The organism is Aeromonas sp. CD (assembly GCF_033349375.1).
Lineage (GTDB): Bacteria > Pseudomonadota > Gammaproteobacteria > Enterobacterales > Aeromonadaceae > Aeromonas > Aeromonas hydrophila.
Genome location: NZ_CP137631.1, coordinates 2,817,669 through 2,841,555, shown reverse-complemented (window position 1 = coordinate 2,841,555; position 23,887 = coordinate 2,817,669). Strand labels below are relative to the sequence as shown.

18 protein-coding genes and 2 tRNA genes are annotated in these 23,887 nt (G+C 62.1%); 5 read left to right on the top strand and 15 right to left on the bottom strand.

The annotated features are described in order from the left end of the window. Window position 1: 1 nt before the first annotated feature. Both R2E40_RS13130 and R2E40_RS13125 read left to right on the top strand, forming a co-directional pair. Window positions 2–646 (top strand): LutC/YkgG family protein, encoded by a 645-nt coding sequence (locus tag R2E40_RS13130; RefSeq protein ID WP_318163567.1) that lies wholly within the window; start codon window positions 2–4, stop codon window positions 644–646. Continuing rightward, the gene (locus tag R2E40_RS13125; protein WP_318163566.1) at window positions 646–3,435 is read left to right on the top strand and encodes an FAD-binding and (Fe-S)-binding domain-containing protein; all 2,790 of its coding nucleotides are present in this window, start codon (window positions 646–648) and stop codon (window positions 3,433–3,435) included. Before R2E40_RS13130 ends, R2E40_RS13125 begins: the two co-directional genes overlap by 1 nt. Before the next feature lie 198 nt (window positions 3,436–3,633). Here R2E40_RS13125 and R2E40_RS13120 read toward each other — a convergent pair whose 3' ends face one another. Next, entirely contained in the window at window positions 3,634–4,119 is a 486-nt protein-coding gene (locus tag R2E40_RS13120) for a hypothetical protein (protein ID WP_318163565.1), read from the bottom strand. A 738-nt stretch (window positions 4,120–4,857) separates the two neighbouring features. Here R2E40_RS13120 and R2E40_RS13115 point away from each other — a divergent pair. Then, window positions 4,858–5,799, top strand: coding sequence for a hypothetical protein (locus tag R2E40_RS13115; protein WP_318165557.1), 942 nt, complete (start codon window positions 4,858–4,860; stop codon window positions 5,797–5,799). Window positions 5,800–5,877: 78 nt separating this feature from the next. Here the strand turns inward: R2E40_RS13115 and R2E40_RS13110 are convergent, their stop codons facing one another. The 4 genes from R2E40_RS13110 to R2E40_RS13095 form a co-directional block, all read right to left on the bottom strand. Then, window positions 5,878–6,243 (bottom strand): hypothetical protein, encoded by a 366-nt coding sequence (locus R2E40_RS13110; protein ID WP_318163564.1) that lies wholly within the window; start codon window positions 6,241–6,243, stop codon window positions 5,878–5,880. A gap of 302 nt (window positions 6,244–6,545) precedes the next feature. Further along, a complete protein-coding gene (locus tag R2E40_RS13105) occupies window positions 6,546–7,613 on the bottom strand; it encodes a lipocalin-like domain-containing protein (RefSeq protein WP_318163563.1) in 1,068 nt (355 codons plus the stop codon). Then, window positions 7,610–10,057, bottom strand: coding sequence for an ABC transporter permease (locus tag R2E40_RS13100; RefSeq protein ID WP_318163562.1), 2,448 nt, complete (start codon window positions 10,055–10,057; stop codon window positions 7,610–7,612). The genes R2E40_RS13105 and R2E40_RS13100 overlap by 4 nt, the downstream gene beginning before the upstream one ends. A 21-nt stretch (window positions 10,058–10,078) precedes the next feature. Continuing rightward, entirely contained in the window at window positions 10,079–10,759 is a 681-nt protein-coding gene (locus R2E40_RS13095) for an ABC transporter ATP-binding protein (RefSeq protein WP_282464605.1), read from the bottom strand. 197 nt (window positions 10,760–10,956) lie between these two features. Between R2E40_RS13095 and R2E40_RS13090 the strand changes: the two genes are divergently transcribed. Next, window positions 10,957–11,424, top strand: a complete 468-nt coding sequence (locus R2E40_RS13090) for a DUF4357 domain-containing protein (protein ID WP_016351033.1) — start codon at window positions 10,957–10,959, stop codon at window positions 11,422–11,424. A 108-nt stretch (window positions 11,425–11,532) separates the two neighbouring features. Here R2E40_RS13090 and R2E40_RS13085 read toward each other — a convergent pair whose 3' ends face one another. The 10 genes from R2E40_RS13085 to R2E40_RS13040 form a co-directional block, all read right to left on the bottom strand. Beyond that, on the bottom strand, window positions 11,533–12,723 hold the full coding sequence (locus R2E40_RS13085; RefSeq protein ID WP_139393025.1) for a Bcr/CflA family multidrug efflux MFS transporter: 1,191 nt from the start codon (window positions 12,721–12,723) through the stop codon (window positions 11,533–11,535). Between the two features lie 51 nt (window positions 12,724–12,774). After that, window positions 12,775–14,058: a hypothetical protein gene (locus tag R2E40_RS13080; RefSeq protein WP_318163561.1), complete on the bottom strand. Its 1,284-nt coding sequence runs from the start codon at window positions 14,056–14,058 to the stop codon at window positions 12,775–12,777. A 106-nt stretch (window positions 14,059–14,164) separates the two neighbouring features. Then, a complete protein-coding gene (locus R2E40_RS13075) occupies window positions 14,165–14,725 on the bottom strand; it encodes a hypothetical protein (RefSeq protein WP_318163560.1) in 561 nt (186 codons plus the stop codon). 31 nt (window positions 14,726–14,756) lie between these two features. After that, entirely contained in the window at window positions 14,757–16,181 is a 1,425-nt protein-coding gene (locus tag R2E40_RS13070; protein ID WP_318163559.1) for an NAD(P)/FAD-dependent oxidoreductase, read from the bottom strand. A 90-nt stretch (window positions 16,182–16,271) separates the two neighbouring features. Further along, entirely contained in the window at window positions 16,272–17,090 is an 819-nt protein-coding gene (locus R2E40_RS13065; protein ID WP_103827545.1) for an FTR1 family iron permease, read from the bottom strand. Next, on the bottom strand, window positions 17,090–20,071 hold the full coding sequence (locus tag R2E40_RS13060; RefSeq protein ID WP_318163558.1) for a hypothetical protein: 2,982 nt from the start codon (window positions 20,069–20,071) through the stop codon (window positions 17,090–17,092). The genes R2E40_RS13065 and R2E40_RS13060 overlap by 1 nt, the downstream gene beginning before the upstream one ends. Window positions 20,072–20,075: 4 nt before the next feature. Then, window positions 20,076–20,525, bottom strand: coding sequence for a hypothetical protein (locus R2E40_RS13055; protein ID WP_017764270.1), 450 nt, complete (start codon window positions 20,523–20,525; stop codon window positions 20,076–20,078). Between the two features lie 117 nt (window positions 20,526–20,642). Next, the gene (locus R2E40_RS13050; RefSeq protein WP_011706364.1) at window positions 20,643–21,128 is read right to left on the bottom strand and encodes a YqhA family protein; all 486 of its coding nucleotides are present in this window, start codon (window positions 21,126–21,128) and stop codon (window positions 20,643–20,645) included. 143 nt (window positions 21,129–21,271) lie between these two features. Next, window positions 21,272–21,347, bottom strand: a tRNA-Asn gene (locus tag R2E40_RS13045). Window positions 21,348–21,349: 2 nt separating this feature from the next. Further along, window positions 21,350–21,425, bottom strand: a tRNA-Asn gene (locus R2E40_RS13040). A 485-nt stretch (window positions 21,426–21,910) separates the two neighbouring features. Here R2E40_RS13040 and dauA point away from each other — a divergent pair. Next, entirely contained in the window at window positions 21,911–23,707 is a 1,797-nt protein-coding gene (dauA, locus tag R2E40_RS13035; RefSeq protein ID WP_174843540.1) for a C4-dicarboxylic acid transporter DauA, read from the top strand. Window positions 23,708–23,887: the final 180 nt, after the last annotated feature.

The window sequence follows — 23,887 nt, the reverse complement described above, 5'->3', positions numbered from 1 at the left end:
GATGTCGAGCAAAGAGGCCATATTAAGCCGCCTGCGCGGCGCCGCTACCCCCATAGCCCACGCCCCCCATGGCTGGCAGCCATGGCACGGGGCCGATGACGGCGCGCGGCGCGAGCGCTTTGTTGCCGGGATCAGCGCCAGCCACGCCGAGATCCTCACCGTCAAGGAGGCAAACCTTGCCCGGGATCTGGCCGCCTGGCTGGATGAAGAGGGAGTGACGAGTCTGGCTTGTGGCCAGGGCGGCCGCTGGCAAGCGGCGGTCGCGGCCGCCTGCGCCGGGCGCTCTGTGCTGACCCCGGCGGGGGAGTTTGCCGGCTGGAAGGACGATCTGTTCGACGTCTGTCAGGCGGGCATCACCCACTGCGCGGGCGCCATCGCCGATACCGGCACCCTGGTGTTGCTGCCGGATGGCGGCGAGCCGCGCACCTTGTCCCTGGTGCCCCCCTGCCATATCGCCCTGCTGGCGGCCTCCACCATCGCCGACAACCTGGCGGGGCTGGTGGCGGCCGGGCGCTGGCAGCAGGCCATGCCCACCAACCTGCTGTTGGTCTCCGGCCCCTCCAAGACCGCCGACATCCAGCAGACCCTGGCCTACGGCGCCCACGGCCCGAGCCGCCTGCTGGTAGTGCTGGTGGAGGATTGCTGATGCCCTGGAATGAATTTGACGCTTCCGTGCTCTCGCGTATCCCGCCGGAGCGGCTGGTGAGCGACCCTGATCTTCGGCTGGCCCACGGCACGGACGCCAGCTTCTACCGGCTGGTGCCCGAGCGCATCGTGCGCCTCGACTCCTTGGATGAGGTGCGCTTCGTGCTGGCGGTGTGCCGCGAATTGAGCCTGCCGTGCACCTTTCGCGCCGCCGGCACCAGCCTCTCGGGCCAGGCCCTGAGCGATTCGGTACTCATCACCCTGACCGACAGCTGGCGCGGCCACCGCATTCTGGACGAGGGGGCGCGCATTGCCCTGCAACCCGGGGTGATCGGCGCCGATGCCAACCGCTATCTGGCGCCTCTGGGGCGCAAGATTGGACCGGATCCCGCCTCCATCAACGCCTGCAAGCTGGGCGGCATCGCCGCCAACAACGCGAGCGGCATGTGCTGCGGCACCGCCCACAACAGCTATCACACCCTGCACGCCATGACCTTGCTGCTGGCCGATGGCACCGTGCTGGACAGCGGCGACCCCCACAGCCGCGCCGCCTTGGCGGCCAAGCGTCCGGAGCTGCTCTCGGGGCTCGCCGCCCTGCGCGCCGAGGTGCTGGCAAATGAGGCGCTTGCCGCCAAGATTCGCCACAAGTACCGGCTCAAGAACACCACCGGCTACGCCATCAATGCCCTGCTCGACCATGAGGACCCTATCGATATCCTCACCCGCCTGATGATCGGCTCGGAGGGGACCCTCGGTTTTATCGCCGAGGTGGTGCTCGACACCGTGCCGGAATACCCCCACAAGGCCTCGGCCCTGCTGGTGTTCCGGGACGCCGAGCAGGCCTGTCTGGCCACCTCGCGCCTGAAAAGTGCGCCGGTGGCGGCGGTGGAGCTGATGGATGGACGATCCCTTCACTCGGTGGCGGGCAAGCCCGGCCTGCCGGGCTTTATCAAGACGCTGGTGGCTGCCTGCGCCTTGCTGATCGAAGTGCATGGGGAATCGAAAGAGGAGCTGGTGGATCGCTGCGAGCAGGTGATGGCCATGGCGGCCGAGTTTGCTCAGGTCGCCTCTGTGCCTTTTACCGGCGACAGCGCTGGCCTCTGGGCCATTCGCAAGGGGCTCTTCCCGGCGGTGGGGGCGGTGCGCACCACCGGCACCACCGTCATCATCGAGGATGTCGCCTTTCCCATCGAGCGTCTGGCCGAAGGGGTGGCAGGGCTGCAAGCCTTGTTCGATCGCTTTGAATACGCTGAAGCCATCATCTTTGGCCACGCGCTGGAGGGAAACCTGCACTTCGTCTTTACCCAGGGTTTTGACGATCCGGCGCAGGTGGCCCGCTACGGCGCCTTTATGGATGCGGTGGCCGAGCTCGTCGCCGTGCGCTTTGGCGGGTCCCTCAAGGCCGAGCACGGCACCGGCCGCAACATGGCCCCCTATGTGGAGCTCGAATGGGGGCCGGAGGGGATGGCGCTGATGCGCCGCATCAAGGCGCTGCTGGACCCGGATGGCTTGCTTAATCCCGGCGTCATCATCAACGACGACCCCAGAGCCCACCTGGCCCATCTCAAGCCCATGCCGGCGAGCGATGCCATCGTGGATCCGTGCATCGAGTGCGGCTTTTGCGAGGCGGTCTGCCCCTCGCGCACCCTGTCCCTCTCGCCGCGCCAGCGCATCGTGCTCTATCGCGAACTGGCCCGCCGCAATCGTGCCGATGAGCCCTCCCGCGAGCTGGCCCGGCTGTTTGACTATCAGGGCATCGACACCTGCGCCGCGACTGGGCTCTGCGCCGATCGCTGCCCGGTCGGCATCAACACCGGAGCGCTCATCAAGAAGCTGCGCACTGACAAATACCGGCGCTTCGTGCCCATTGCCCGCTGGAGCGCCGATCACTTCGCCGGCGTTACCCGCACCGCCCGTGGGGCCCTCGGCCTCAAAGCCATTGCCGGCAAGGTGTTGGGAGACAAGGCGCTGGCCGGATTGGTAAACGGGGTTCGCCATCTGAGCGGGCAGCGCACGCCCGCCTGGTTGCCGACCCTGCCGGGGCCGAGCCGCTACCAGTGGTCGCAAGGGGAGGGGTGCAATGATGGTTCACGCGAACGCGCTGTGGTCTATCTGCCGTCGTGCGCCAGCCGGGTATTCGGCCAGCAGGAGGATGCCCCGTCACTGCCGGATGTGGTGTTATCCCTGCTCAATAAAGCGGGCTGCCGGGTCATCGTGCCGGCGAGAGTTGAGGGGCTCTGCTGCGGCATGCCCTATGACAGCAAGGGGATGACAGAGGTGGCAGCCGCCAAGCGTACGGAGCTGGCGGCTGCGCTGTGGCAGGCAAGCGAGCAGGGGCGCTGGCCCGTGCTGCTCGACACCAGCCCCTGCGTGCAGCGACTGCTCTCGGGGGCGCTCGGCAAGGGCCTTCGGGTGTTCGAACCTTCCGCCTTTGTGCTGGAACACCTGCTGCCCCACCTTGAGCTGACCCCCATTGATGAGACAGTGATGCTCCATATCACCTGCAGCAGCCGGCGCATGGGGCTGGGGGAGAAGATGCTGGCGGTAGCTCGCACCTGCGCCCGCGAGGTGATAGTTCCCGAGCATATCCAGTGCTGCGGCTTTGCCGGCGACAAGGGGTTGATGACCCCGGAGCTCAACGCCGCCGCCCTCGCCAGCCTGCCCGCCCAGGTACCCAGGGATTGCCGCCAGGGATTCAGCAACAGCCGTACCTGTGAAATGGGGCTCAGCCAGCACGCCGGCATTCCCTATCACAGCATCCTCTATCTGGTGGATCAGGCGGCGAGATGAAAAATTTGGCAGAATTTTATCTGTCGAACATACCATCCTGCTCAACGTTTTTATAAAAAAGACACCGGTTTCGGCCGGTGTCTGAGAATAAAAATTTTAGTTTTCAGAGAGGCTAACCTAAGTCAACTCATTAATGGCTCTCTGATGATATAGATACAATTAAGTTTTTATGTTACATATCAACCTTATTATATAAGTTTACTGACATGAATTCTTTGAAAGCAGAGGCGATGCTGTATCAACAAACCATTTTGTTGCTGCTACAAAAATGGTTTTTTCTCTTAATCTATCGCCATTAAGACTATAGCGTTGTGTTACTACGCGACCAGAACTATCTATTATACTTTCTGCTTTATACATATCTGCAGCATTGTTTGTGTTTTGAAAGTCAATTAGCCCTTGTTCATTAAATTTTTCAGCAATACCGGGGGTAGCTCTGGCATAAATATAGTTGTCTTTAAAAGAAATGGCTGATGGTGATATTGAAGAGTTCCAGTAATTATTGTGTGGTCCATTTCCAGAAATGATTACTTTCACATCATAACCATTCTCTATATATGTTTTTAATGCGCATAATTCACCATAAACAACATTGCCAGAGTTGTCCGTTTCATATGCTTTATGCCAGTCAGCCTGTGCAGAAAGAGAACATGTCATCATAATAAATAGCATTGATTTTTTCATACGTGCTCCATTGTGGTTAATTATGCCACATAGCGTGGTTTTATTTGTGTTTTTTGATTTCGCTTAGTTTTAATTTGTCTGGATTTCTATATGTAGGGTAGTAAATTAATGGCATATTCATATCTTAATGGACATTAAGTAAATTTAATAAAATATCTGTGGTTTATTTTCACGGTTCCATTCGTGAGTGTTAATAAACCCTTGTTGCTATCCAGTCAGATGCTTTCATAAATTCGCACTGGTAATGTCTCGTATGGGTACTGCATTAAATCATTACCTATTTAGTAAGTAAAATAAAATTAGTATTTTGAAGGTTTTACAGTGTTCAGGAACCTAGTGTTGGGAAGAAATGTAAAGGAGACAGGTCGATGATCAATATGTGAAAAAAATTTAAGTCCACAATTCCAATGGTGGCTAAGCCTATGCCTTACTTGTGAGCGTTGGTTCACCCGTAGAATTTAGTAACTTAGTCACCGGCCATCTCCGATAGCCAACACCACTAGCGTCTACCGGGATGGGGATGCTTTTTCAGGTAGTCAGAATCGCTACTCATTGTCTACAGCCACACGAATCAATGGCTGTCGCTGTTAGAGTCTAGTTATCGCTTTATCAACAAATGCCTTGTAACAGCTGGTTACAGATCTTGCGTCGACCGGCGAACCCTTCCTCCAGTAAATTCAGCGGCGATTGAATGCACCTCACATAACAAAGCAATTGCAAGGAACAAGAGTCATGAGAATGCACCACAAAGCCATGCTGGCCATCGCCTGCACCGCCGCCCTGTCCGCCTGTGACAGCGAGAAGGCGGCCAACAGCATCGCCAAGCGCGCGCCGCTGCCGTTGCCCGATGCCGGCGTCTATGAGGCAAACCTGCTCAGCCGCAACGGCGATCAGGGGCCGCTCAAGATGATCAAGGGACTGGAAGGATTGGCGCTGGTCTATCCCAAGGGGGATGGTGAGCAGCGCTGGGGCGTCTGGGTCGAGAACGACGGCAAGTCGATTACCTCTTCACAATGGATGGGGCAGGCGGCCCAGAAAGAGAACAAGGATGGCATCTATCCGGTGCTGCTGGAGCGCACTTCGGTGCGGGGCAAGCGGCTCGATGCCCAGAGCAACGACCACAACCTCATCAGTTTTCAAGACGAGGCGGTAACCGATCTGGCTGGCAAGGAGGTCAAGCGCTGGACCTTTGACTTCAGCCGTACCGGCACCCAGTTCCGGGATCCGGATCAGAGCACCGCCCTCTATCGCGACTGGAGCGGCCACCTTGCCGTGAACAAGCTCGCCACCCGGACGATCACCAGCGACAGCTGGCGGGTGGCAGAGGACGCCGGCTTTGGCGATGCCATGGTGGGGCTGATCCGCAGCACCAACAACGGCGGCTCCCTGACCCTGGAGATCGAATTTCCCAAGGCGGGCTGTACCCTGACCGGCAAGGGCAATGCAGAGTCTGGCAAGGGGCTCAGCAAGCTTAACCTGAGCGGGTTTGGCAAGTGCAGCTTCAAGCCATCAAGCGATCTCAGCCCGCTTGAGAACAAGTGGATGCTGGGCCTGGGCAAGGCCAAAGAGGGGGCAACGGCCTACGTCACCGCATTCGAGATGCCGGATACCCGCAAGACGACCCTGGTGGTGGGCTTCCCCGAACAGCATGGTCTGATGATGGTGGGTGAAAAATACTGATCATCCTGTGTTATCAATCAGACCCTGGGGCTGCCTAGGGTCTGATTGGCACAATCTTAAAATGTGTCAGGGGAGGATTTAGACTTTATCCAATGCTTTGGTGTCTGATGCATATTTGCACATGGTGGTTGTATTATCAGCGGCATAGTTATAGCTGGTCTCAATATAACTGCCGCGATCGCCAATCAAAATTATATTCACTTTGCTGTTTGGGTTAGGGTAGTGGTTATCACCATCACCGCCATACCAATGACCTTTATTAAGGTCATAGAAATATATATTTCCCAGCACTCTGATTTTCAATATGAATCGTTCAAAATTGGTTGCAACGTTTGCCACTGCTGACTGGCCATTCTTGATGGTCAGTGTCATGAATTGATAAGGGCTTGCTTCGATAATTTCTACATCAACACCCAGGGCATTCACTATGGTTAAACTTCCCATATTATCATCCTCTAATTTGTAGTAATGATGCTATTTTTTAATTTCGAAGAGGCCGGATGGACGACTTAACTTGCCATCAAGGACACTGATGAAATTAAAGGCATGAAGATTTTTCTGATTGCCGATAGATGTTCAACACTCTCTATATAAGTATCAACTGCAAGATCTGACACTTTGCATGCAGTGGATCTCTGCTATTTTGTCTGAGAATAAAAAACCTTTATTTTCAATCTATTAAGTATGGTAAGAGAAAGCCATTCAGAAATCAGGTGAACAAACTCATTTCCGAATATCTGAACAGCTCAATACCCCGTCATCTCCAGATAGCCGACCCCCTTGGCATCCCCCGAGACGGAGACCGCTCCCTCCCAGTAGTCAAAGCGTCCCGTCATGGCCTGATCGGGCTGGCGCGCCTGAATGCGGAGGTTGAGATCCCCGGCCTTAAGCTGCCACTCGATGGGGTAGGGTTGCCCCTTGGGGCCGCGCCAGGTCTTGCCGGGGGTGAGGCGGATCTGCTCAGGATCCAGCACCCGGCTGCTGCCGTCTTGTTCAATCAGGATGCCGTAGCGGTTCTCCGGTTCAGTGCGTCCTGCCTTGGTGCGCAGGCGAAACAGCATCAGCTCGCGGCCATCTTCAAATTGCAGCGAAAACCAGTCCCAGCCCGATTGCCACTGGGCCAATACCGAGCTGCTCCACTCGTGATCAAACCAGCCCTCACCGCTGACGTTGCGGGTCTCGCCATCCAGGGTCAAGGTGCCGCTGATGGTCAGGCGCGGGTAGGAGTAGTAGAAAGAGGCGTTGCCCGGGCTCTTCTCGCTGTAACCCTGTTTGCCCTGCAGCACCGCCGGCTTGGCGGCACTCACCTGCAAATCAAGATCCCCCGCCTTGCTCTGCACCTTGAGGGTGGCGGGAAAAAGCGCCTCTCCTTGAGAGGTAAGCCGCCACTCTTTAAGCCAATACTGGCCGCCGCTGGCACCGGCCAGTCCTGGCCCCTGGCGGCTGGTGCGCTCGTCCTGCTGGTGGCTGCCTTTGCTCAAATCGGTGATGGCGAACTGGGCCAGCCAGAGCTGGGGCGTGAGCCAGGGGTTCTCCGAGGTGATCTCCTGCTCGATGCCTTGGCGAAACAGGGTCCACTGCATGCCGTAGCCGCGCCCCTGCTCGTCTTTCAGGTTGCCGGTGAGATACCACCACTCGGAGCGGTAGTCGGGGTGGGCATCGTGATCCGCGGGCAGGTGGATGGACTGACCCGGCAGGGCCTTTTTGAAGTGATCGTTGCCGCCACCAAGGATGGCGCCCAGATCGTTGGCGCTGATCCCGGCGCCATACAGGGTGCAGATCAGCGCCAGCGAGCAGATGTTGAATGTTTTCATACCACTCTCCTTGCGGCGTACCAGGAGGCAAGCGCACCACAGACAGGGGCGAGCAGGAGCGCCGTGACGGCGTGCAGGGGGGCGGCCTCGAAGGCCAGCCGCCAGCCGAAGGCGCGGGGGTTGACCACCTCAATCAGCACCCAGGCAAGGCCATAACCCACCGGCAGGGCCAACAGCGCGGTGAGCAGCCCCAATCCCGCCCCCTGCCACACCAGCAGCCGGCGGCAGTGGCGTGGGCTCAGGCCAAGGCTTTGCAGGGTCTGCAACTCGCCGCGCCGGGCCAGCCCCAGCACCATAAAGGCCGAGCCGATGCCGACGAAGGCGATCCCCAGGATCAGCAACTTCAATAGCTCGGTCACCACAAAGGTCTGATCGAACACCCTGAGGGCGGCGGCGTGGATGGCAGGGGCGGGCAACAGGTTCACCCGCTCGCCAAACTGGGCCCGCAGGCGATCGGCGAGGCGATCCACGTGCGGGCTGAAGAGGGCCAGGGATTGCACCTTGCCCCCTTCGAAGGCGTGCAGTATCTGCCCCTTGTCGCTGCCGTAATCCTGATAGACGCCGGTGACGGTGAACGTGCGTGGCCCCTGCTCGCCGCTCACCTCGAGGCGCTGGCCCACCTTGACCCCGAGGCGTACCGTCAGCGGTTCGCTCGCCAGCACCTCGTCGGGAGTGGCGGGCCAGCGTCCGGCCAGCAGCGGATAGGCGGCTTTGAGCTCGGGGATAAAGTCCATCTGCGCCCACTCGATGGGCTGCCCCTGCCAGCGGGCCGGGTGCACCGAGCGGCGCGAGGCGGCGCGTACATCCGGCGCGGCGAGGATGGTGTTGAGGGTCTGCTCGCTCAGGGTGCCCTTGCTGCCGGCCACCCCCTTGGGGGCGGTGACATAGAGATCGGCGGCCAGGCGCTGGCCGAGCCAGATCTCCACGCTCGAGCGAAAGCTCGATACCATGACGCCGATGCCGATGGCCGCCGCGATGGCCAGTTGCAGCGCCATCACCGCGATGGCGGTGCGATCCAGGTGATAGAGGGTTTCGGCCACCCCGAGCCGGGCGCTGAGGGAGCCGCGCTCGCGTCGGCGTAGCCGGCCCAGCACGGCGCGCAGCACATCGGGCAGGGCGAGCGCCATGGCCAGCAGCCAGCCGCCGGCCACGAAGAGGGCGCCGCCCAGCCCGCTTTCTGGCCGCCACAGACAGAGGGCGCAGAGCAACAAGATGGCGATGGCGAGCCCCCGACGTTGCCAGGGATGAGCCGGCGGGCGGCTGTTGCCCTCTCGCAGCTCAAGGGGAGATTGGCGCAGCAGTTGCCACCAGCCGGGCAGGTTGGCGGCGAGCGTGCCCAGAAGGCCGATCACCAGCGCCTTGCCAAGGCTCGCGGGGGAGAGGCGCAGCAGATCGATGGGGTTGGGGCCATAGAGATCGGCCAGCGCCTGGGTGAGCTGCCCCATCAGGGCGAGGGCCAGGAGGCTGCCGAACAGCAGCCCGAGCAGGGTACCGATGCTGGCGAGGATCAGGATCTCCAGGGTCAGCCAGCGCAGCAGTCGGCGCGGCGGCATGCCGAGGATGATGAGCTGGGCCAGCTGGGGGCGGCGCACGCTCTGCACGAAGCGCTGGGCGTTGAACACCAGAAAGAGCCCCACCGCCATGGCGAGCAGGGAGAGTGCCGTGAGGTTCAGCGCCAGCGCATCGCCGAGCTGGCTGGCATCGAGCGCCGGGCTGATGGGCTCAAGCCACAGGGGCTGATGGGGGGCATAGGATTGCAGGGCCGCCTGCAAGGCTCTTTGCAAGGTATTGGCCTCGCCCTCGCTGAGTTTGAAGACGATGCGATCGAGCCGTCCTTCCTTGCCCAGCAGCGGCTGGGCGAGGCCGATGTCGGTCACCAGCAGCCGCTCCATGGGCACGGCGCCGGGCTCGAAGGTGCCGGCCAGGGTGAGGGTCAGCAGGCGGGGCGACGCCCCTTTACCGCCGCCCAGCACGAAGCGCCGGCTCTGGCCCGTTTGCCAGCCCAGGCGCTTGGCCTCGGGGGCAGCCAGCCAGACGCTGTCGGCGCGGGTGAGGGAGAAGGTGGGCTTATTGTCCGGCACGGCGCCAAACAGCCGGCGCAAGGGGCCGGGGTTGAACAGATCCATCCCCAGCAGCTGAAAACTGCGCCCCTGCTCATCTTGCAGCCAGCCGTGCAGCTGGGGCATGGCGTCGAGGTTCGGCTGGCTGCGCACCAGCGTCACATAGAGCTGCTCGTCCAGCCCGCCGTCCGGCGCCAGCCGGTAGTTCGCTTCCCCCGCCAGCTGGCTGCGGGCGGCGACAAAGTTGGTGCGGGCGCTGTGGTTCAAGAGCTCGATGGCCACCACCAAAGAGACCCCCAGGGTGAGCCCGACCAGGCTCATCAGCAGCAGCCAGGGATGAGCGCGATAGAGGCGCAGCAGCGCCTTGAGCGGCAGCGGCAACATCACTGCCCTCCGTGGCGGGCGTCAGTCATGGTGGTGCCCCTTGAGCTCGACCAGCTGACCCCCTTCAAGGCGCAGCACCCGATCCGCCAGGGCGCCATAGGCGGGGTTGTGGCTCACCAGCAAGAGGCCGGCGCCGGTGCCCCGCACCGCCGTCATCATCAGCGCCATCACCTGTTCGGCGTTGTGTTCATCGAGACTGCCGGTGGGCTCGTCGGCGAGCAGCCACTGGGGCTGGTGAATGAGGGCGCGGGCCAGCGCCACCCGCTGGCGCTGGCCGCCGGAGAGCTGCTCCGGCCAGGCGTGGCGCTTGTGAGCGAGATCGAGGCGCTCCAGCAGGCCGTCAATGCGTGCCTCATCGTGGACAAGCTGGTTGATGGCAAGGGGAAGGGCGAGGTTCTCGGCCACGGTCAGAGTCGGCAGCAGGTTGAAGTCCTGATAGACGATGCCGAAGTGGCGGCCGCGCAGACGGGCCCGCTCGTCCGCCGACTGGTTGTCAAGGCGGGTCTCCCCCAGCCAGATCTCCCCCTCATCCGGGGGGAGGAGGCCGGCAATGAGATTGAGCAGGGTCGACTTGCCGCAGCCGCTCTGCCCCAGCAGCAGGGTGATCTCGCCGGCCGCCAGGGTCAGATCAAGGTGGTGAAACAGCGGCAGCCGTTCGCTGCCGTTATCGAAGCTCTTGCCGAGATTGCGCAGGGTCAGCATGGGATAACCGGTTGATGGTCAATGGCTTTCATCATGCCATGTACGTTGCTCCCCTGCCTAATGATCACACGGCTTTGTCCTTGCGCGAGAGTGCCAGTTAGTGATCAAGGCTGCAAAAGAGGTGAGGATCCTGGCTGGATCCCGCTCGCCTGTGGTGGTTAGAATAGGGGCCTCCATGGGTCACAGGATGCGCAAGGATGTTACACAAGCAAGTCAGTTTTATCATCGACAGCAAGGGCAACAAGCAGGCTGCCGTGGTCCCCATCGAGATTTACAACGAGCTGATGACCCTGCAAAAGGCGCTCTCCGACAACAAGCCGGGCGAGCGCGAGCTTTACCACTTCAACGGCAAGGGGGCCGAGGCGCACGGTTATCCGGTGGGCAAGCGGCAGAACCCCGGCTTCATGGTGCTGGCGGGCTCCACCGCCAACGGCGAGGATGCGGCTTCCCTGCGCGAAGCGGTGATCGAACTGCGCCAGGAGCTGCTGGGCAAGGGGATCCTGGCCCCGCGCAGCGAAGGGGGCTTCGTCTTCACTGCCGATCAGCTGTTCAACAGCCCGAGCCTGGCCGCCAGCCTGGTGGCGGGCAACAACCGCAGCGGGCTGGACGCCTGGCAAAACAGTGCCGGCTACACCCTCAAGCGCTCGGGGTTTGGCAAGAAATAGGCTGAGCCCTCACCCCTCTGGGCAGAGATGCGTTGACAAGGTGCAGATAACACAAGGCCGCCCCCTGCGATGCAGGTGGGCGGCCTTGTTGTTTGTCGGGGCCGGGACCTATTTTTTGCCGGTCAGCAGCCAGTAGCTCAGGGTCGAGCCGAACCCGCAGCCGGCGATGGCGATGGCCATCGGCAGCGGGGATTCGGGGGGGTTGAGGTTGACCAGGATCCCCACCACGGCGCCGATGCCAAAGCGCAAGGTGCCCGCCAGCGCCGAGGCGGTGCCTGCCGATTGCGGGAAGTGGCCCATCAGGCCGGTCATGGCGTTGGCACCCACCAGACTGATGTGGCCGACGAACAACACCACCGGAATGACGATGCCCCACAGGCCGCCGGTCTGGCTCCAGGCGTTGTAGATGAGCAGGGCGCCGGCACAGGGCAGTACCAGCAGGCCGTATTGCAGCATCCGCTCGGCGCCCACCCCCTTCACCAGCCGGCTGTTGACGAAGGTGACCACCATCATCAGCAGGATGTTGAGGCCAAACAGCCAGCCATAGTGCTCGGTCGGTACCTTGAAGTACTCGATGTAGACGTAGGGAGAGGCGCTCAGGAAGGCGAACATACCCGAGCTTGAGAGCGAGCCGCACAGCACGTAGCCCATGGCGCCGCGATGGGAGAGCACGCCCCAGTAGTTCTTCAGGATCTGGCCGAGGTTGAGGGGCTGCTTGTGCTCTGGTTTCAGGGTCTCCTGAATTTTCCACTGCATCATCAGGCAGATGAGCAGGCTGATCCCCACCAGCAGCCAGAAGATCACCCGCCAGTCGCTGTGGGCGCTGATGTAGCCTCCCACCACCGGCGCGACAAGAGGGGCGAGCGTCATCACCAGAATGACGAACGACATGGCGCGGGAGAAGGCCTCCTTCTCGAACAGGTCGCGCAGCAGCGCATTGACCACCACCGAGCCGGCCGCCCCGCCAGCTGCCTGCAACATCCGATACGCCAGCAGCTCGGGCAGGGAGTCCGCCATGGCGCAGCCCACCGAGGCGATGGCAAACATCACCAGTCCCGCCAGGATCACCGGCTTGCGGCCATAGCTGTCGGCGAGCGGGCCGTAGAACAGCTGGCCGATGGCAAAGCCGCCCAGAAAGGCACTGATGGTGAGCTGGGCACCGTCGATGCTGGTGGCCAGATCCCGGGCGATGGCCGGAATGGCGGGCAGATACATGTCGACCGCGAGCGGGGTCAGGCCCGCCAGCGCGCCGAGCAGGATGAACAGAAAACGGGGGGAGAGGGCTGCGGGTTGGGGCATAGGCTATCCAGTCTTGATGAGTGCGAAGTCAGGGAGTGACAAACATCCAGTCTACCAGTTTTGGTGACGGGGGTGATCCTGTATGCCGAGCCACAGGCCGGGCTCGGCGTGAAAGCGGGGGGCAAACCAGACCCGTTGGCCACCGGCGGGCAGCTCCTCCGGGCCGAGGGGACGCCGGCTGAGCCGGCAGGCCCCTTGCGCCAATGCAAGGCGAGCATCCCCCTGATACCAGCCGTCGGTGACGGGCAGGGCCGTGGTTTCGCGCAGCAGCCTCACTCCCCACTGGGTCACCAACGCCGGGCACGTTTGTTTTGCCACCTTGGCAGCCCGGGTCATGGCTGGTGCCGCCGGCGGGGTGAGGGTGCAGAGCAGTAGCAACAGGGATCCCAGCATGGCTGGCAGCTCGCCCCGGCGCGGCAGCCAGCCTGCCAGCAGCACCAGGCCGAGCAGAGTGATGGGCGCCAGATGGCGGGGATTGTCCGGATTCTGGCCAAACAGGGTCCACAGCAGCAGGACGAGCCAGTAGAGGGTCCAGAGCACGGAAGGAGCTGGATGGTGATCCTTTGACCGTTGCCAGAGTGGCAGTACCAGCAAGGCTCCCATCAATAGGGGCCAGAGCGGGGTGAGCTGCTCGTTGAAGGTATTCGCCCAGCTCAGCAGCCGATCGCCGTGGGCCGCCGCCGTGTTGCCCCAGAGGGTAAAGTGGCCGTCGGTAAAGCGGCGTCCCTCGCTGAAATAGGCCCAGCCATCGGCCTGCCAGACAAACAGCAGGCTGATAACTCCTACCAAGGCGATGGGGAGCACAAACCTGATGCGCGTGCCCTTTTGCGCCATCCCCAGCCACAGGGGCAGCAGCGCCAGCACAAAATAGGAGGGACGCAGCGCCAGCATAAGGCCCAGCAGCAAACCCGCCAGCGCTATTTTGCGCTGTTGCAAGGCCAGGAGCGCGCCTAGCCAGGCGGCCAGCGCCGGCCCGTCCGAGAGGCCGGAAAGAGCGAGCGTCGGGGTGAGCGGCAGGGCCAGCACCAGCAGCCAGACCGGCGCCAGCAGGCTTGGCCGCTGCCACAATCTCACCGCGAGGGAGGCGGCGAGCGGCGCCAGCAAACTGCTACCCAAGAGGCTGGCCCACTGCACCGCGCGGGCCGGCTCGTCCACCAGCAGATTGATCAGCCGCGCCAGCCAGATAAAGGCGGGGTAGCCCGGAAAGTGGGGGGAGAACTCCAGCACGCTAAAGCGCGTCACCCCGTGGGCAAAATTGAGGGCATCGTCGGAATCGAGCGCCACCGGGAAGGCCAGCAGCCAGCCGAGCCAGGCCAGTTGCAGCAGGATTAGCAAGTAGGGCCGATTGGCGAAGCGTAATCGGCCGAGATGACGCCCCCCTTCTCCCCTTGCGGGAGAAGGGGCGGGGATGAGGGGGGCCGTCGGCATCAATGAGAGGTCATCAAAGCGGCGCCAGCACGGCCATCAGCGCTTTTTCGGCTGCGGCGAAGGCGGTGGCATCGGCAGGCTTGGCACCCACCCCAAACACCCCCGGGTTGCCGATGGCATCCAGCACCTTGGCCAGCGCCTGTTCGGCGGCCTTGCGATCCTCCTCACCGAGGGAGGGGAGGATCAAGTCGAGGAAGCGCTTGCTCTTGACCACCAGCACCTTGGCAGTCTGGTAGTCGCCAAGGTTCTGGCTGGCCCCCTCGAGACGGCGCTCGATCTCCGCCTTGTAGGCACGGTTGAGCAGGGTGGCGGTAGCCGCGGCGTCTTTGGCCTTGATGGCGGCGGCCAGCGGTGCTTGCAGCTCGACCTTGTGGTGCTGTTCCAGATAGGTCAGCTCCTCGGCAATCTCGCTCAAGGTGGCGCTGGCATCCTTGCCGTCAGTGGCGGCGCCCAGCAGCGCTTCGCGTGCGTCGATCAGCGGCTCCTTGCCGGCGGCGGCGTAGGAGTAAGCCTGCGCCTGCCCGCTCAGGGTCAGCAGCAGGGTGAGGGCAAGTAAACCCGGGCGGATGGTCATCCTGTTCTCCTTACTTATGCCAATGGCGCGGTCAGGCCACGCTCTGGGTTTCGATCACGGTGTTTTCGTTGCGATGGTTAAAGATGGCGTGGCGTCTGTCCACCCCGTCGATCACCATGTCGGCCGCCATCATCCCCATCTCCATGGCGGTGTCGGTGAAGATGTAGCGGAATGTCCCCTGACGGCCGGTCATGATGAGGTTGGTGATCGGCATCAGCGCCTTGATGGCTTCGTTGCGGCGGGCCTGATAGCCGAGATCCATCAGCGGATAGGCGTACTCGCTGCGGGCCTCGAAGGTCTCATCGCCAAGCTTCTGGGTATCGACGCCGAGGCTGGCGAGATCGGCGGTGACCCGGCCGCGCAGATCAGCGAGCGGCGCCTGCCAGGTGGCATCTCCCGGGTTGCAGGGGATCTCCAGCATCACGGATGTTTGCCCCATTGGCGCCATAAAGGGGCTGCGGCGGCGCGGCTCCTGCAGGCGGGTCGCCAGAATATGGGGGTCGGAGAGGTACTGCCAGGTGTTGTCCGACAGGTTCTCCTGTTTGAGCGGCATGTTGACGAAACGCAGGGAGCGGTAGTGCAGATCGCACGGCAAGCCCAGGTGCTGGCAGGTGAGCGGCAGCGGCAGGGTAGAGATCACCTGATCGAAAGCGGCGCTCTGCTCCACGTTATCTTGTGACCAATAGACCCGTTCGATGCGGCCATCAGCCTGCTCGAGACGAGTGATGGTGGCGCCGGTTTTCAGCTCAACCCCTTCGGCAACCAACCGCTCCCCCAGGGTGGTGAAGATCTGGCCGAAGCCATATTTGGGGTAGCGGTACTTGCGGGCATAGGTGCGCACCGAAATGCTGCCGTTGCGTCTTGGCAGCAGGCGGCGCGCCACGTCTTTGAGATCGATCAGGCTGATGCGCTGACCGGCCCAGTCGGCGGAGAGCTGGTTCGGGTTGATGCCCCACAGCTTAGCCGTGTAACCCTCGAAGAACTGGCGATAGAGGGTGCGGCCGAAGTGACTCTGGATCCACTCGGCAAAGCTCGCCTTGGCAAAATCGGTGGGCTTCTTGGCAAAGGGCAACAGCAGCAAGTCTTTCACCGCCCCGGCCATCAGGGCGAGCGGTGCCGTCTTGAGCAGGTTGGGCAGGTTCAAGGGGTAGTCATAGGTGCGCCCGCCAAAGCGGATCACGCTCTTGCGCTCGGCATGGAGCAGATCGTCCCCCATCAGCTCGTCGATAAAGGCGAGCAGCTCGGGGTTCTTGGTGATGAAACGGTGGCCGCCGTAGTCGAAGCGATACTCACCGTCGCGCCCCTTGAAGGTCTGGGTGGCGCACATGCCGCCCACCACGCTCTCCTGCTCGAACAGGGTGACCGCAAAACCGGCCTGGCGCAGGCGCCAGGCGGCCATCAGACCGGCAGGGCCGGCGCCCAGTACCGCAATGTGTTGTGTGTTGTTGTCGCTCATGACTCTGTTATCCGAAAAGCTGACCAAAAGAGAAGACGTTGAAAAGGCGGCCCGCTGAGCCGCCTTGTCATCCGGTGCCGCGCTGGGCGATCAGCGCTGGGGACGATAGTTGCGATGCCAGACGGTGACGAAGATCACCAGGTAGCTGGCCCAGGTCAGCAACTGCAGGCCGGCTGGTGAGGCATTGTAGCCAAACAGGGCGCGCAGGAAGGTACCAAATACCCCCTGATCGTCGAGAATGTGACTGATGTTGAAGACAGGCGTCGTCCAGAAGGTGATGAGCCCGGCTGCCTGCAACATGTTGACGGCGGACGATAGCAGCCCGGCGGCGATGATGATGATGAGCAGGCCGGTCCAGCGGAAGAAGGGGGCCAGCGCCACCTTGCGGGTGGAGCGCAGCAGCCCCCACACCAGCACCACCGACAGCAGCAGGCCGCCCAGCGCTCCCATCAGCCCCTCGTGCAGATCCACCCCTTGTCCGGAGTAGACCAGGGCCGAGAAGAACAGCACGGTTTCAAAGCCTTCGCGCATCACCGCCAGGAAGGCGAGCAGCACCAGACCAAACAGATTGCCGCCGTCGATGGCGGCATCGATGCGCGCCGTCATGGCTCCCACCTGGGATTTGGCCTGCTTCTGCATCCAGACTGCCATGTAGGTGAGCACCAGGGTGGCGAAAATGAGGATCCCCGCCATCAGCAAATGGTTGTAGCGCTCGCTCTCGAACTGGCTCACCACCACCTGGAACAGGAAGGCGACGACGAGGGAGGCAAACAGACCCAGCCCCACCCCCAGATAGACGAACTTGTTGTAGCGGCTCGCCCCCAGCTTGGCGAGGTAGGAGAGACAGATGCCGACCAGCAGGAAGGCTTCCAGCCCCTCGCGCAGGGTAATGAGAAAACTTGCAAACATCAGGATTGAGGCTCCGTAGCGGGCGTGACGGGAAGAGGCGGCAAGGTGAGTTGCAACCGATTGAGTAGCACTATGGGTGGCTCCGGCAAGCTCGGCTCGGCGGCGCGCACCGCATCATTGACCCACTTGGGGTAGGTGCGGAAATTGAGTTTGATATCGGCCTTGAAGGGCCCCTTGGCATCCGCTGGCAGCGGCCAGGCTTCATCGCGCCAGCCATCGGCCGGAATGCGGGTGTCTTCCAGCAGTTTGGCGTAGCGCCAGAACTTGAGCCCCACCGGCTTGCCCTCGGCATCGCCGAACACTTTTCTAAATAGCCGCGCATCTTCAGGGACGGCGCCATCCACCGGCTGGCCGCTGTGGACTACCAGTTTGCCGCTGGCGTCGGTGACGGTCAGCTCCAGCCAGAGTTCACGGAAATCGGCGACCCCGGTGGGCAGGGCGTGGCCGGCGCCGGTATTGGCGACCCGCACCACCAGCTGCGGGCTAGCGGCCCCCCGCTCGATACGGGCCGAGAGGGTGGCGCTTGAGCGCAAGAGGGCCAGGCTCTCCTGCTCGAGCGTTGCACTTCTCAGCCCCACCAGCTGGTGCTGGGCGCCGGTAAAGTTGTGGCGATAGAGCCGTTCTTTCACGGTGCCATTTTCGGTGGACTGGCCGGCCACCGGCGCGCCGCCGTTGCCCGGCTCCGGGTTCATGTGGCAGTCGATGCAGGTGCGCCGCTTGGCGGGATCGTCCGCCTTGGCGAAGCTGGAGTTCTCCCACTCGTCCCAGGTGTTGACGATGTTGGCGCCGGTACCGGGGGCAAACTCGTTGTGGCACGACTTGCACAGGGCGGCGTCGCGGTAGAAATCCTTCTGGTAGGAGGCCTTGTGCATGGCGGGGCGGGCGTTGATCTGCCGCTCCGCCAGCCAGTGCTGGAGGCTGCCACCGGCGGCATCCTCGAACACATAGCTCTCGCGGTCTTTCAGATTCACGGTAAAGGCGCTGTTGCCGCCCGCATCTTCTACCTTGGTGATGCGATGGCACAGCACGCAGCTTGTGCCTTCTTCCACCACGGGCTCGCCTGCTTTGTGGGCGGCAATGAGCGAGGTACCACCGCGCTCAAACATGTGGGAGCCCTTGGGCAGATCCTGCTGGCCGTTCATCACCTGCTGGGGCATGTGGCAGCCCTGGCACCACTGGCCGAAGGCTTCGCCCTCGGTTTCGCGAGCCAGCGCCTGCACCACCTTGTAGTAGGGGTGGGAGTTGCCCATCAGCCGGTGGTTGCTCTCGCTCCAATCCTGGAACGCCTGTTGGTGGCAGTTCTGGCAGGAGGCGGAGTTGAGCCACTCCTTGGGATGAGTGGTCGGCGCCTTGGTGGGATCCGTGCGCGGGGCATCGAGCCTGAGCCAGTTGGCAAGATAGGGGAGGTTGCCATCGGCGGTGACGAAGGTGTGCAGATCCTCCATCATCGCTTTCACCTCGGGCTGGGGTTTGGCGGGGTCAACCGGCTCGGCGCCATCGCGGGTATCATGGCCCATGCCGCCCTGGGTCTGCTGGGTCATGCGCAGGTATTCGCCGATAAAGTCCCCCGCCACCATGTTGGCGAGGTTGGCGTGGCCGTTAATGGCGTTGTCACCGCTCTGCTGGCGATGGGCCGCCATCAGATAGCGGTTGGTGAAGTTGAAACCGTCCAGATGGCAGGAGTTGCAGCTCATCCAGTTGTCCCCCGCCATGGGGAAGCGGCTGTTGGCGCCGTTGTTGCCGAGCGTGTTACCAAGATGGAACAGCCGCTCGCCGCGCTTGAGCGCTTCGGGGCGCGGATCCATCTCTACCAGTTTGGCGAAGTGGGGCACATCCACGGTGACCCGGGCAAACGGGCCGTTGCCGCCGGTGTTGAGGCGGGTGAGATCCTGCCCCATGACGTTGTGCACCAGGATGTGGTCGCCGTCTACAAACAAGTCCCGCGGATTCTGGCCCGGCAGGTGGCGAAGGAGCTGGGTCGCCTTGGCGCCCCCCTGGAACTTCTTGCGGCGGTGGCGGTTGCTGTTCTGCTTGCCGCTGCGCGACAGGTCGAACACCAGCAGATCCTCCGAGCCCGCCAGAGTCAGATAGACCCGCTTGCCATCGGCGGCGAAGCGCGCCGCGAACGGGTTGGAGACGATCTGGCTGCGGTTGCCGACGCTGGGCAGGTTGATTTGCAAAAAGAGCTGCTTGCGCTCGTCCACCCGCTCTTTCTCTTCATCCAGATCGATGATGGAGACGGCCGGGAAGACGGTGCTCTGAAACTGGAAGGGGTGGTCGAAGCTCCACAGCACGTGGGGCAGCCAGGCTTCGCTGCCATCGGGGGAGAGGGTGATGCCATCCAGCAGGCGCGGCAAGCCCTGCGAGTCGCTTGGGGTGTCGCTGTGGGTCTCGGCCAGGGTGATGAGTTTGGGCTTGGGCAAGGCAGCACTCTTCGCGTCCTTCTCAAGCTTGGCGAGATCATAGATGGCGAGCTGGCCGGTCATGGTGTGGGTGAGCAGCAGGCGATCATTGTCGGTCAAGGCCAGCCCGCGCGGGGTCTCGGCAGTGGCCACATCCAGCTGCAGCTTGCCCGCCGTGTCATAGGCCTGCAGGCGAGCTGATTCGAACAGCGTGACCCAGAACCACTGCCGCTTGGGATCGAAGATGACCCCGTAGGGACGATGGCCGGTGGGGATCGCCTGGTCCAGGGTGAGATCATCATCCAGCAGCAGCAGGCGATCGCCGCGATAGTCGCTCACCAGCAGGGTGCCGTCGTCTGCGCGAGCCATCTGGCGCAGATCGCCCCCCAGCTGTACCTCTTTCAGCCGCTTGCCGCTATCGCGCTCAAGCAGGGTGACCGAGCCGGCGCTCTGGTTGGCGGTGACCAGGCGCGGGGCACTCCCCTCGTCATAGGCAATCATGGCGGCGCCCATCTCCTGGGCCGAGGCGGTCCCCAGCAGCAGGGTGGCCAACATCAGGGATAACAACAACTTCAACATAAGATCAGGTGCGCCATTTCAAGATGGTCCAGCGCCAGGCATGGCGCAGCACCAGAGGAGTCAACGCGAGCGCGCTCAGCCAGTGGGCCCAGCTGGCAAGGTTGCCCAGGCTATCGCCCGGGGTACCGTGCAGCACCAGCAGCAACCCGCTGGCCAGACAGATCAACAGCAAGGCTTCGATGATGCGGCCGGTGGTGCGCAGGAAAGGCTTGCGGCTTTTGCGCAGCAGGCTGCGATGGGAGAGCCAGAATGCGCCGAACAGCAGGGGGAACAGGGTGAGCGAGAGGGCGACATGCAGGAACAGGTTCCAGCGTGCCAGCGACCAGAGCGGGGTCAGCGGTTCCCACAGCAGCAGGCCGGAGAAGAACATCAGATAGAGGGAGCCCTCGGCGGCCTGATGGTGATAGGCCAGCCACTGCCAGCAGTGTCGTGGTGAGAGGGAAAGGCTTGTCATAGGTGCTCCAACGCCCGGGCAGTGCAGCCCGGGGGAGCAAGTTTACAATGCAGGAAAGGTAATGAAAAGAGTTATCAATTCCGCTCTTGATGAATAAAGGCTGAATGAAAACCGGCGCTATTTGTGGTCCGCCAGCCGCTCGGTGACCGCGTAGATGAGCGCCGCGGTGGAGAAGGCGAGGAACACGATCACCGACCACTTCATCTCCACCTCGTTGCCGACCCCGTCATCCAGGAAGGCCTTGAGCACTTCAATCCCGGCAATGGTGACCAGGGAGTTGATGACGATGAGCTTGAGGGAGGCGAAGTTGATCTTGCTGAGCCAGTTGTTGCCAAGTGCCTCGCGCTGCTCCTGGGTCTGGATGAACTGCACATAGCCGCAGATGGAGACCAGGATCAGCATCTGGGCCACCAGCACGAAGTCCACCAGGGTGAGCACGCCGGTGATGAGATCCATGTAGTGAATGCCCACGATGTCGATGCACAGGGCATAAAGCAGCATGGCGAATTTCACCATCAGCAGGGCCACGCAGACCAGAATGCAGACATAGAAGGGGAACATCATCAACCGGCTGCCATTGAGCATGAAGTTGAAACGGCGCATGAAAACTCCTGAAGAGGGTGAGGTTGCGCTGATTATGGCGCGGATCCGCCATCGAGGGCATCCCTGTTTGCGCACAGAGGGCTGATGGCGGCAGAGAAAGGGGAAACGAAAAAAGCCCAGCCATAAGGCTGGGCTTTAAAATGTGGCTCCCTCGACAGGACTTGAACCTGTGACATACGGATTAACAGTCCGCCGTTCTACCGACTGAACTACGAGGGAATTGGCTCCTCCTACTGGACTTGAACCAGTGACATACGGATTAACAGTCCGCCGTTCTACCGACTGAACTAAGGAGGAATTGCCTGTCTCGTCGAGACGGTGCGGATATTAATGGCCCATCCGCCGGGTGTCAACCCGCGATCCGCTGCAAAAAGGGGATTTTGGCCCGTTTGCCCAAAACTTGGCCGCTGCGGACTATTTTCAGCACAATCAGCAGCTTGGCGTTGACCTCTCGGGTTCATCGAGACGGCTCAGTGGCATGAAGAGGGGATGGATGAGGATATGCCGAGGCATGGTGCGGGATAAGCAGCTGTCTTATGGCCGAACAATGGTAGACATAAAGGAGGGGAGAGGCAGGGACACGCATAAGGGCGGGAGAAATTGGTTAGCAGGCGAAGTGAGTGTGCTGCGTAATGGTGAGAAAAGTGGTCGATATGCTGACAATAAACGGTAATTTTGCGTGGTAACGGCCATTCATTGATCCCGCCCATCGAAATATTTCATCGGCTGGGGTATGGTTGGCCAGGATACCATCGCCGTGTCGACAGCTCTGCCGGCCCTTGATGATGATCGGGCGCCGGTTCAATCCGGCCTTTATCTCCCTCTTCTGGTATTACGAATACATGCACAACCAAGCACCTTTGCAAAGCGTGAAGCTGGCCATTGCTTTACGCCAATCCTGTATTGACGAACCCTACAGCGTTCCCCGCTTCGGCCGCGACCTGATCGCCGGCATCACGGTCGGCATCATCGCCATTCCACTGGCCATGGCGCTGGCCATCGCCAGTGGCGTGCCGCCGCAGCACGGTCTCTATACCGCCATCATCGCCGGCATCGTCATCGCCGTGACCGGCGGTTCCCGCTTCTCCATTTCGGGGCCGACCGCCGCTTTCGTGGTGATCCTCTATCCGGTGGCCCAGCAGTTCGGCGTGGGTGGCCTGTTGATGGCGACCCTGATCTCGGGCTTCTTTCTGGTGGCCATGGGGGTGGCCCGGCTCGGACGCCTCATCGAGTACATTCCGCCTTCGGTGACCCTGGGGTTCACCGGTGGTATCGCCATCGTGATTGCAACCCTGCAGATCAAGGACTTCTTCGGTCTGCACGTGCCCGAGATGCCGGAAACCTACCTCGGCAAGGTCGAGGCGCTGGCCCATGCCCTGCCCAGCTGGCAGTGGGGGGATACGCTGGTCGGGGTTGCGACCCTGGCGGTGCTGCTGCTCTGGCCGCGCCTGCGGCTGCCGGTGCCAGGCCACCTGCCCGCCGTGCTGGTGGGGGTGGGCCTTGGCTTTGGCCTGCATCAGTTCGGGGTGGACGTCGCCACCATCGGCAGCAAGTTCAGCTATACCCTGGCCGACGGCAGTCAGGGCATGGGGATCCCGCCCATCGCGCCGACCCTGGTGATGCCTTGGGCTCTGCCGGGGCCGGATGGCTCGCCGGTAGAGTGGAACCTGGCCGCCATCGAGCGCCTGTTGCCCGCCGCCTTCTCCATGGCGATGTTGGGAGCCATCGAATCCTTGCTCTGCGCCGTGGTGCTGGACGGCATGACAGGTCGCAAGCACAGCTCCAACGCCGAGCTGGTGGGGCAGGGGCTTGGCAACATAGTCGCCCCCTTTTTCGGCGGCATCACCGCCACCGCCGCCATTGCCCGCTCCGCCGCCAACGTGCGGGCCGGGGCTACCTCTCCCATCTCCGGCATCGTGCATGCGCTGGTGGTGCTGGCGGCCATTCTGGTGCTGGCGCCCTGGCTCTCCTGGCTGCCGCTCTCGGCCATGGCGGCCCTGCTGCTCATCGTCGCCTGGAACATGAGCGAGGCGCATAAGGTGGTGGAGCTGATCCGCCGTGCCCCCAAATCCGACGTGCTGGTGCTGCTGGTCTGTCTGTCGCTGACCGTGATCTTCGACATGGTCATCGCCATCACCTTCGGGGTGATCCTCGCCTCCCTGCTGTTCATGCGCGAGATTGCCAAGATGACCAAGCTGCACGATCTGGCGGATCACAAGCGCTACGCCCATGAGGTGCCGGAGCAGGCGCTGCTCTACAAGATCAACGGCCCGCTGTTCTTTGCCGCTGCCGAGCGGGTGTTCGGCGAGCTGGTAGCCCAGGTCAAGGGCCACAAGCTGCTGGTGCTGCAGATGGAGGCGGTCTCCATCCTGGACGCCGGCGGGCTCTCCGCCTTCCTGCAATTTGAAAAGCAGATGGCCAAGGCGGGGGTGCAACTGCGGGTCGCCGAGTTGCAGTTCCAGCCGCTCAAGACCCTGGCGCGCGCCAAGGTGCGTCCGGTGCCCGGTCAGCTGGAGTTTTACGGCTCGCTGGAAGAGGCGCTCAAAGGCGAGCACTTGCACGAAGCGACTGGAAATTGATGGAAAGGGATACGAAACGGCATGTTTTTAGTCACTTGGTTCGGATAATGAGCAAGCGAACGCAAAAAGTGAAAAATTGCATTGACCGCATGCCGTCGTATCCCGTACATTACGCCCCGTTCCAGCGCAACAGCGCAGCGAACATCGTGCTGGCTGAGCACGTTAAACAGCAGACCAAAA

Excerpts from the sequence above, each read along its gene's own strand:
- R2E40_RS13115 (WP_318165557.1), top strand. The coding sequence starts at position 4,858 with ATGCACCACAAAGCCATGCTGGCCATCGCCTGCACCGCCGCCCTGTCC.
- R2E40_RS13070 (WP_318163559.1), bottom strand. The coding sequence starts at position 16,181 with ATGAGCGACAACAACACACAACACATTGCGGTACTGGGCGCCGGCCCT.
- R2E40_RS13065 (WP_103827545.1), bottom strand. The coding sequence starts at position 17,090 with ATGTTTGCAAGTTTTCTCATTACCCTGCGCGAGGGGCTGGAAGCCTTC.
- R2E40_RS13120 (WP_318163565.1), bottom strand. The coding sequence starts at position 4,119 with ATGAAAAAATCAATGCTATTTATTATGATGACATGTTCTCTTTCTGCA.
- R2E40_RS13095 (WP_282464605.1), bottom strand. The coding sequence starts at position 10,759 with ATGCTGACCCTGCGCAATCTCGGCAAGAGCTTCGATAACGGCAGCGAA.
- R2E40_RS13130 (WP_318163567.1), top strand. The coding sequence starts at position 2 with ATGTCGAGCAAAGAGGCCATATTAAGCCGCCTGCGCGGCGCCGCTACC.
- R2E40_RS13105 (WP_318163563.1), bottom strand. The coding sequence starts at position 7,613 with ATGAAAACATTCAACATCTGCTCGCTGGCGCTGATCTGCACCCTGTAT.
- R2E40_RS13075 (WP_318163560.1), bottom strand. The coding sequence starts at position 14,725 with ATGACCATCCGCCCGGGTTTACTTGCCCTCACCCTGCTGCTGACCCTG.
- R2E40_RS13085 (WP_139393025.1), bottom strand. The coding sequence starts at position 12,723 with ATGCCCCAACCCGCAGCCCTCTCCCCCCGTTTTCTGTTCATCCTGCTC.
- R2E40_RS13110 (WP_318163564.1), bottom strand. The coding sequence starts at position 6,243 with ATGGGAAGTTTAACCATAGTGAATGCCCTGGGTGTTGATGTAGAAATT.
- R2E40_RS13090 (WP_016351033.1), top strand. The coding sequence starts at position 10,957 with ATGTTACACAAGCAAGTCAGTTTTATCATCGACAGCAAGGGCAACAAG.
- R2E40_RS13125 (WP_318163566.1), top strand. The coding sequence starts at position 646 with ATGCCCTGGAATGAATTTGACGCTTCCGTGCTCTCGCGTATCCCGCCG.
- R2E40_RS13060 (WP_318163558.1), bottom strand. The coding sequence starts at position 20,071 with ATGTTGAAGTTGTTGTTATCCCTGATGTTGGCCACCCTGCTGCTGGGG.
- R2E40_RS13050 (WP_011706364.1), bottom strand. The coding sequence starts at position 21,128 with ATGCGCCGTTTCAACTTCATGCTCAATGGCAGCCGGTTGATGATGTTC.
- dauA (WP_174843540.1), top strand. The coding sequence starts at position 21,911 with ATGATGATCGGGCGCCGGTTCAATCCGGCCTTTATCTCCCTCTTCTGG.
- R2E40_RS13100 (WP_318163562.1), bottom strand. The coding sequence starts at position 10,057 with ATGTTGCCGCTGCCGCTCAAGGCGCTGCTGCGCCTCTATCGCGCTCAT.
- R2E40_RS13055 (WP_017764270.1), bottom strand. The coding sequence starts at position 20,525 with ATGACAAGCCTTTCCCTCTCACCACGACACTGCTGGCAGTGGCTGGCC.